Origin of the sequence: Accumulibacter sp. (genome assembly GCF_029255285.1) — a bacterium.
Taxonomy (GTDB): domain Bacteria; phylum Pseudomonadota; class Gammaproteobacteria; order Burkholderiales; family Rhodocyclaceae; genus Accumulibacter.
On sequence record NZ_JAPUVI010000004.1, the window covers coordinates 1 to 8,695 of the forward strand.

7 protein-coding genes are annotated in these 8,695 nt (G+C 68.8%); 2 read left to right on the forward strand and 5 right to left on the reverse strand.

The genetic code is table 11. From position 1 onward, the window contains the following. On the forward strand, positions 1–563 hold a 563-nt coding region (locus Q1M07_RS00625; protein WP_300449257.1), incomplete at its 5' end, for an alanine racemase C-terminal domain-containing protein. A 150-nt stretch (positions 564–713) separates the two neighbouring features. Here Q1M07_RS00625 and Q1M07_RS00630 read toward each other — a convergent pair. The 5 genes from Q1M07_RS00630 to Q1M07_RS00650 all read right to left on the reverse strand — a co-directional run bounded on the left by Q1M07_RS00630 (position 714) and on the right by Q1M07_RS00650 (position 6,456). Then, positions 714–2,384 carry an AarF/UbiB family protein gene (locus Q1M07_RS00630; RefSeq protein WP_300449259.1) on the reverse strand — a complete coding sequence of 557 codons (1,671 nt, stop codon included), beginning with the start codon at positions 2,382–2,384 and terminating at the stop codon, positions 714–716. Positions 2,385–2,612: 228 nt separating this feature from the next. Continuing rightward, on the reverse strand, positions 2,613–3,566 hold the full coding sequence (locus tag Q1M07_RS00635) for a methyl-accepting chemotaxis protein (RefSeq protein WP_300449261.1): 954 nt from the start codon (positions 3,564–3,566) through the stop codon (positions 2,613–2,615). Between the two features lie 129 nt (positions 3,567–3,695). Beyond that, positions 3,696–4,469, reverse strand: a complete 774-nt coding sequence (gene phnE, locus Q1M07_RS00640; RefSeq protein WP_300449263.1) for a phosphonate ABC transporter, permease protein PhnE — start codon at positions 4,467–4,469, stop codon at positions 3,696–3,698. A 110-nt stretch (positions 4,470–4,579) separates the two neighbouring features. After that, on the reverse strand, positions 4,580–5,803 hold the full coding sequence (locus Q1M07_RS00645; RefSeq protein ID WP_300449265.1) for an RtcB family protein: 1,224 nt from the start codon (positions 5,801–5,803) through the stop codon (positions 4,580–4,582). Then, positions 5,800–6,456: a PIN domain-containing protein gene (locus Q1M07_RS00650; RefSeq protein WP_300449267.1), complete on the reverse strand. Its 657-nt coding sequence runs from the start codon at positions 6,454–6,456 to the stop codon at positions 5,800–5,802. The genes Q1M07_RS00645 and Q1M07_RS00650 overlap by 4 nt, the downstream gene beginning before the upstream one ends. Positions 6,457–6,613: 157 nt before the next feature. On the opposite strand from Q1M07_RS00650, the gene Q1M07_RS00655 reads away from it, so the two are divergent. Further along, the coding region (locus Q1M07_RS00655; protein WP_300449269.1) for a cation-transporting P-type ATPase at positions 6,614–8,695 on the forward strand (2,082 nt) is incomplete at its 3' end.

An 8,695-nucleotide genomic window follows, 5' to 3' on the forward strand; every position in this document is an offset into this window, starting at 1 on the left:
CGCGCTTCCGCGCGGCCTTGGCCAGACTGCCCGGCGTGCGCGGCAGCCTGGCCAATTCGTCGGGCATCTTTCTTGGCGACGACTATCACTTCGATCTGGTTCGCCCGGGCGCCGCGCTCTACGGCGTCGCACCGGTGGCCGGGCAGCCCAACCCGATGCGGCCGGTGATCCGCCTGCAGGCCAAGGTGCTGCAGACGCGCAGCGTCGCCGCCGGAACGGCGGTCGGCTATTCCCATACCTGGACCGCAACCCGTCCCTCGCGCCTCGCCACGCTGGCGGTGGGCTACGCCGACGGCTACCCGCGCAGCCTGAGCAACCGCGGCATCGCCTGTTGCGATGGCCTCCCGCTGCCACTGATCGGCAATATTTCGATGGACACCCTGATTGTCGACATCACCGATGCACCGGAAGGGCGGATCGTCGAGGGTGGGCTGCTCGATCTGGCCGATCCGCTGAATGGCGTGGATGCGATTGCCGCCCGCGCCGGCACCATCGGTTACGAGATCCTGACCAGCCTGGGGCGCCGCTATGCGCGCCGTTACACCGGCGGCGGCGAGGGCTGATCGGGCCAGGGTTCGAGCGCCGTCCGGCCCACGCAAGCCGGGCGGCCGTTCGGGCCGGGATGAAGCCGGCGCTGCCCGTCGCGGGCGAGGTCATTCACGCGTCGGAGACGAATCCTGGCCGAACTTCAAACGGGCTTTTCCCAGCTCGACCTACCGTCCGCCGCGCCACACCGACACCAGCACCCACAGCCCGCCCAACACCGCGCCGATGAAGCCGAGGAGGCCGACGGTGGAGGTCGAATTGCCGCGATCCACGGTCAGTGCGATCGACGAGCCGACGATCAGTGCGGCGGTGACGATGCCGATGGTGAGCCGGCTGGCGGCGCGGTCGAGGCGGTCGCCGAAAGCCTTCAGCGGCGGCACTTCCACTTCCACCCGCAGGGTGCCGCGGCGCGCGGTGCGCAGCAGCCGGCCAAGGTCGTGGGGCAGCCCGGCGAGCAGATCGACTGCCGAAGTCAGCGCGCTCCAGCCGCGCCGGGCCAGGGCTTCCGGCGAATGGTGGGCGACCAGCACCTGCTTGAGAAAAGGCGCGGCTTCGGCGGCGATGTCGAAATCCGGATCGAGCTGGCTGCCCAGGCCTTCGAGGGTGATGAAGGCCTTGAACATCAGCGCCAGATCGGGCGGCAGCGCCAGCCCGTGTTCGCGCAGGATGCCGACCATGTCGGCCAGCATCGCCCCGAAATCGAGCTGCTTGAGCGGAACGCCGTGGTATTCGTCCACAAACCGCTCGATCTCGTCGCGCAGCGCGGCGTCGTCGCCTTCGGTATCGCTGCTCCAGCCCAGCAACACGCCGGCCACCATGCCGGCGTTGCGGTCCACCAGGCCGTGCAAGAGTTCCGCCACTTCGTAGCGGCGCTGCTCCGGCAGGCGCCCGACCATGCCGAAATCGATGAAGCCCAGGCGGTTGTCCGGCAGATAGAAAACATTGCCCTGATGGGGGTCGGCATGGAAGAAGCCGTCTTCCAGCATCATCTTCAGCACCGCCGTGGCGCCGCGCCGGGCCAGCAGGCGGCGGTCGAAGCCGGCGTTCAGGGCGGCCACGTTACGGCCGGGAATGCCTTCGAGAAAATCCTGCACGTTGAGCCGTTCGCCGGTCCATTGCCAGTGGATGCGCGGCACGACGATTTCCGGGTGGTCGGCGAAGCTGGCGGCGATGCGTTCGGCGTTGCGCCCTTCGGCCGAAAAATCCAGCTCCCGGCGCAGGGATTGGGCGAACTGGCGGACGATCTCCCGCGGTCGGTAGCGGCGCAGGTCCGGCGCTTCGGCCTCGACGATCTCGGCCAGACGGCCAAGCAGGCGCAGATCGGCCTCGATCACCGGCCGGATGCCCGGCCGCCGCACTTTGAGCACCACCGCCGTGCCGTCGGCCAGCCGCGCCCGGTGCACCTGGGCCAGCGAGGCGGCGGCCAGCGGCGCGGTGTCGAGTTCGGCAAACACCGCTTCGGGCGCCTCGCCCAGGTCTTCGGTCAGTTGGGCGCGGATGTCGGCGAAGGGCACCGCCGGCGCCGCATCCTGCAGCTTGCCGAATTCGGCGATCCATTCCGGCGGAAAAAGATCGCCCCGGGTCGCCAGGATCTGCCCCAGCTTGACGAAGGTCGGCCCCAGTTCTTCGAGCGCCCGGCGTACCCGTGCCGCGGGTTCCAGCCGCGCCACGTCTTGCGGCCCGTTGAGGTGCAGGTGCAGCACCTTGCCGGCCCGCTCCAGCGCCTGCGCCATGCCCAGCCGCTGCACCAGATCGCCGAAGCCGTAGCGGATCAGCACCGCCGCGATGTCATGCACCCGCCCGAGATCGCGGGCCGCGCCGAGCGCCTCCCAGAGCATCAGCGGGCGCTCCGGCGGCGGCGAGAGGTGTGGCGGATTCGATCGAGTCTGGGCATGGGCTGTGTCGTCGGCACGCTGGCCGGGGCTGGCGGGTTGGAGGGCGGGCGGATGTCGGACGCCCGTCGGTTATTGCGGCTGCCGGTCATTGCCGATGGCCAGCCCCCAGACCTTAGCGGTCTCCGCCGGTTTATTCAACGTCGGGGCCGCTTGGGCCGCCCGCGGCGCGGATCAGGCGCGCGACAGCGCCGACAGAATCTCGTCGCAGATAGCGTGCTGGCGGTGGATGGCGTCCGAAACCTGGGTGACGACTTCGACGCGCCGCTTCGCGCCGGACTGGACTTCGGCCATTGCGGCCTGGGCGCGGTCCGCCACCGACAGGCCGCTGTCGACGGTCTGGCCGGTTGCCGCCACGGCTTCCGCGGCATCCTGGGAGGTCACGTGCAGATCCTTGGCGATCTGGCCGATCTGGGTGCTGGCCGTGCGGGCCTGCTCGGCGAGCTTGCGCACTTCGTCGGCCACCACCGCGAAGCCGCGCCCGGCTTCGCCTGCGCGGGCGGCTTCAATGGCCGCGTTGAGGGCCAGCAGGTTGGTCTGCTCCGAAATCTGGGTGATCGAACCCACGATGTCGCCGATCCGCGCCGACTGCTTGTTCAGGGTGGCCAGATCGTCCGCGGCGCGTTGCAGCGTGGCGCCCAGCTTCACGATCTCGGCCCGCGCCTGGATCATGAGGCCGTGTCCAGCGGCAACCTTTTCGCCGCTGGCGCGGGCAAGGCCGTTCGCAACGCCCATGTCGGCGATGACCTGGGCGATCAGATTGCCCAAGTCGCCGGTCAGACGCGTGGCCTCTCCCGTCGCCTGTTCGAGTTGTTGCAGCCTGGAGCGCAACTGGGGGTCGTCGGACGGACTCGCGGCGGTGTTTTCCGCGCGTTGCAAGCGTTCGCGCAGCATGTCGGCTTCCATCTGCGTCTTGGTCAGCCGGCTCTCGATGGCGGCCACCCGGCTGTTGTCGGCGCATGATTTCACGCGCCGCCAGTGCAGGGCGCCGGCGACCGCCGCCAGCAAGGCCGCCGTCGCGGCGCAAGGGGTGGCCAGGTGTGGCGGAAGCGTTGCCGCGGCGATGCTGAGCGCGGCCGTCAGGAGGCAGGCCGGAAGCGTGCCGGAATAGGTTTGGTGCGGGTTCATGGAAAGGCGCTCGCGGGGAATGACGGAATGGTGCGGTCGAGGCCCGCCCGCGCCGACATCGGGCCATCGGAGGGCAAGCTCCAGGCGTTGACGGCACCGCCGCGCCGAACTTCAGCCGCGAGGGCGGCCCTAGTCGGCCATCGCCCGCCGCACCCAGGCGCTCGCCCCGTCCACCGCGATGGCCATCGCCAGCATCGCGAGGATCGCCGTGCTGGCCTGGGCTTCCTGGAACAGCGAGAGGCTGTAGTAGAGCAGCGCGCCCAGCCCGCCGGCGCCGACGAAGCCGAGGATCGCCGCCATGCGGATGTTCATTTCCCAGCGGTACAGCGCGTAGGCCAGCCACTGGGAGGCGACCAGCGGCAGAGTGCCGTACAGAAAACTCGCCAGCGCCGGGGCGCCGCTGCCTGCCAGCGCTTCGGCGGGCGCGGGCGGCGTGTTTTCGAGGGCTTCGGCGAACAGCCGGCCGAGCACCCCGGTGGTGTGCAAGGCCAGCGCCAGCGTGCCGGCGAAAGGGCCGAGGCCGGCGGCCAGCACCATCAGCGTCGCCCACACCAGTTCGGGCACCGAGCGCAGCAGGTTGAGGACGAAGCGCGCTGCCGACCGCGCCAGCCGTCCCTGACGCCCGGCCGCCGGCAAAGCCAGCGCGGCGCCGGCCAGGGCCGCGAGCAGGGTGCTGACCAGGGAGATGGCCAAGGTTTCGAGGGCGGCGAAACCGACTTTGGCGAGGAAGTCCGGCGACAGGTCGGGCGGGAAGAAGCGCCGCACGAAGTCCGCCGCCTCATGGGCCGCGCTGAGGGTGAAGAGCGCCCCCAGGGGCATGTCGAGGTAGGCGAAGCTGGCCCCGACCGCGGCCAGCACCAGCGCCCCGGCCAGCAGCGGGCCGGCGGATACGCCGGCGCTCATCGGGCGGGCGCCGTGCGGCGGTTGGCGGCGTGCTGCAAAGGCTGTCGCATCGCGGGGATGACCCTGAAAGACGTTCGGTTCGGTGGAGTGCGGGGCGGATTTTACCCCGCTCACCCCTTCACGCAGACCACCTGACGCAGGGTGTGCACCACTTCCACCAGGTCGGACTGGGCCGCCATCACCGCGTCGATGTCCTTGTAGGCCATCGGGATCTCGTCGATCACCCCGGCGTCCTTGCGGCATTCGACGCCGGCGGTGGCGCGCACCTGATCGGCAACGGTGAAAACTTTCTTGGCCTGGGTTCGGCTCATGGTGCGGCCGGCGCCGTGGCTGCACGAGCAGAAGGCTTGCTCGTTGCCGAGGCCGCGCACGATGAAGCTCTTGGCGCCCATCGAGCCGGGGATGATGCCGAGCTGGCCCCGGTGGGCGGCGACGGCGCCCTTGCGGGTGACGAAGATGTCATGTCCGAAATGGGTTTCCCGCTGCACATAGTTGTGGTGGCAATTGACCGCCTCCACGTCGGCCACGAAGGGCTTGGCGACGATCCGCCGGGCGGCGGCGACGACGTTCCGCATCATCAATGCCCGGTTGTGACGGGCGAAATCCTGTGCCCAGCCCACCGCCTCGACATAGTCGTCGAAGTGGCGGCTGCCCTCCTTGAAGTAGGCCAGATCCCGGTCCGGCAGATTCGCAAGGTGCTGGCGCATGTCGTCCTGGGCGAGCTGGATGAACAGCGTGCCGATGGCGTTGCCGACGCCCCGGGAACCCGAATGGAGCATGAACCACACCTGTCCGGCTTCGTCGAGGCACACCTCGACGAAGTGGTTGCCGGTGCCGAGGGTGCCCAGGTGCAGCCGGTTGTTGGTGCGTTCGAGCTGCGGATATTTGTCGGCGATGCGCCGGAAGCCGCCGAGCAGTTCGCGCCACGCGGCATCGACGCCGGCCGGCGCCTCGTCCCAGGCGCCGGCGTCGCGCTTGCCGAAGGTTTTGCCGTGGGGCACGGCGGCCTCGATGGCGCTGCGCAGGGCGTGCAGGTTGTCGGGCAGGTCGGCGGCGCTGAGCGAGGTGCGCGCGGCCATCATGCCGCAGCCGATATCCACGCCCACCGCGGCCGGAACGATCGCCCCGACGGTCGGGATCACGCTGCCGATGGTGGAGCCTTTGCCCAGATGCACGTCCGGCATCGCCGCCAGGTGGTGGAAGATGAAGGGCAGGCGGGCGGTGTTCATCAACTGCTGGCGGGCCGCCTCCTCGACGGGCACGCCGCGGGTCCATAGCTTGATCGGCGCGCCGCCGGGAACGGCAAGGGTGTCGTGGCCGGCCTCCGCGTTCATGGGGAATCCTGCGGTGCTGGGGTTGTCGGCAGTGCGTAACTGACCTTGGTGCCATCTACCAGCACATAAGCCTTCTTGAGCAGCAGGGCGAATACCTTGTCGATGAGTTCCGCAGGAAGCTCCTTGCCGCATTTGGCCTGGATGGTGCTTTTGAGTGTTTTTATCGTACGCGGCTTCGAAGCTTTGCTCTTGACGAGGTGTTCGAGCACCGGACGGAACAGGCTTTCGGGCGTCGGTGCTGCCGAAAGCGCGCTGGAACCGTTGTTCGCAGGCAGTGTTGCCGCTTTGAAGCAGGGAATGTCATCTATCGAAATCGAGCGGGCAGAAAAAATCTTTCGGCTCTTGAGGTGCTGGATCAACGGATCGAATCCCGTGTCTTTCGAAATGATGTGGAAGTATGCGGTTGGATCGCTGGAGGACAGGACGCCCATGTAATAGGCGAGGTGAAAATCCAGTGCGTTGGGACCGGGGGCTTCGAGGAGAATGTATTGAGCTCGGTCGCCCAGACGCTGGACCGACAGCACCAAATCTACCGGCAGTTTGGTATTGGTCGGTCCCAAAAAAATCAATACTTTGAATTGTTCGTTCTGCAGGCGATCCAGGGATTTGACCTGAACATTCTCGTAATCGATGAGGATGTAGTTCGTTCTCAACAGGAGGGGCCTTTCGTTGGAGGGCTGCATGATGCCTGACTTGATTCCAATCTATATCTGGATTTAGAAATGGTAAGGCATTGGCCCGATATCTTTCCGGCCGGCGTCGCCCGGTCGTAAAGTATCGTTTGGCCGGTTTGGTTCTGCCCTGTCCGCCATGAAACTCCATCAACTCCCCGTTTCCGAAGCCCTCGCCAGCGTGCGCAGTTCGGCGCAGGGGCTGGCGTCGGTAGAGGCGGCGGCGCGGCTGGCGGAATACGGCCCGAACCGGGTCGAGCCGCTGGCGCGGGAAGCCGCGTGGCTGCGTCTGCTGAAGGAATTCACCCACCTTTTTTCGATCATCCTGTGGATCGCCGCCGGGCTGGCGTTTCTGGCCGACTGGTTCGACCCCAGTCAGGGCATGGCCCGGGTCGGCTGGGCGGTGGTGCTGGTGATCCTGGTCTCGGGGCTGTTCTCGTTCTGGCAGGAAGTGCGCGTCGAACGCACCCTGGCCGCGCTGCAGGGCTTGCTGCCGCAGCAGTGCGAAGTGCTGCGCGACGGCACGGTGGCCCGGCTGGCGGCCGAAGCGCTGGTGCCGGGCGACGTGGTGCTGCTCGCCCAGGGCGACAACGTGCCGGCCGATTGCCGGCTGATCGAGGCGTTCGGGCTGCGCCTCAACCGCGCCACCGTCACCGGCGAATCCCGTCCGCGCAGTTGCGACGCCGCGCCGTCCGCCGAAGAGCAGGCGCTGGATGCCCGCAACATCCTGCTGGCGGGCACCTCGGTCGTTTCCGGGCAGGGCCGCGCCGTGGTGTTCGCCACCGGCGCCCACACCGAATTCGGGCGCATCGCCCATCTCACCCAGAGCGCCGGCGGCGAGGATTCGCCGCTGCGCCGCGAGATCGCCCGGCTCAGCCGCAGCATCGCGATTCTGGCGCTGTGCATCGGCGCCGCCTTCTTCGCGGTCGGGCGGGTGGCCGGCGTGCCGTTCTGGCGCGACACCATCCTGTCGCTGGGGATCATCATCGCGCTGGTGCCCGAAGGCCTGCTGCCGACCCTGACGCTCTCGCTGGTCCTCGCCGCCCAGCGTCTGGCCGGCCGCAACGTGCTGATCCGCCACCTGCCCTCGGTCGAAACCCTCGGCTCGGTCACCGCGATCTGCACCGACAAAACCGGCACCCTCACCGAAAACCGCATGCGCGCCAGCCGCGTGGTGCTGGGCCTGGCGGCGCTGGATGCGGCCGAACTGGCCGCCCGCCCCGATCTTGTCGCCGCCCACCCGCTGTTTTTCCGGGTTGCCCGCGGCTGCCAGGACCTGACCGAAACCCGCGAAGACGGCCATAGTCGCTTCGACGGCGATCCGCTGGAAATCGCCCTCGTCGAGATGAGCGAAGCCTTCGCGCCGGCGCCGCCCGTGCGCAGCGAGGAGTGGCCTTTCGACTCCGAGCGCATGCGTCAGTCGGTGCTTTATCCGGATGCCGCCGGCCCGCTGCTGCTCTGCAAGGGCGCGCCGGAAAGCGTGTTGCCCCTGTGCGACCGCATCCTGCTGGCGGACGGCCCGCAGCCCCTCGACGAAGCCATCCGCGCCCGCCTCCAGCGCGCCCAGGACGACATGGCCGAAGCCGGCCTGCGGGTGATCGCCCTCGCCGTCCGCCGCCTGCCGGCCGATTGCCCGCCGGGCAGCGAGGAGCAGGCGCTCGACCTGTGCGGCCTGGTCGGCATTTCCGACCCGCCGCGGGCCGGCGTGGACGCCGCCATCGCCACCTGCCACGCGGCCGGCATCCGGCTCATCATGGTCACCGGCGACAACCCGCGCACGGCCCTCGCCATCGGCCGCCAGATCGGCCTGGTGCGCGGTCCGGCGCCCAGCGTCGTCACCGGCGCCGAGCTGCGTCGGCTCAACCCGGCCCAACTGCAACTGGCCCTGGACGCACCGGAAATCCTCTTCGCCCGCGTCGCCGCCGACCAGAAGATGCGCATCGTCGAAGCCCTCAAGGCCAAGGGCCAGGTGGTGGCGGTCACCGGCGACGGGGTCAACGACGCCCCGGCCCTGCGCGCCGCCCACATCGGCATCGCGATGGGCAGGAGCGGCACCGACGTGGCCAAGGAAGCCGCCGACATGGTGCTGCTCGACGACCACTTCGCCAGCATCGTCAACGCCATCGAAGAAGGCCGCGCGGTGTTCCAGAACATCCGCAAGTTCCTCACCTACGTGCTGGTGCACAACGTGGCCGAGCTGATTCCCACCCTCGCCTTCGCC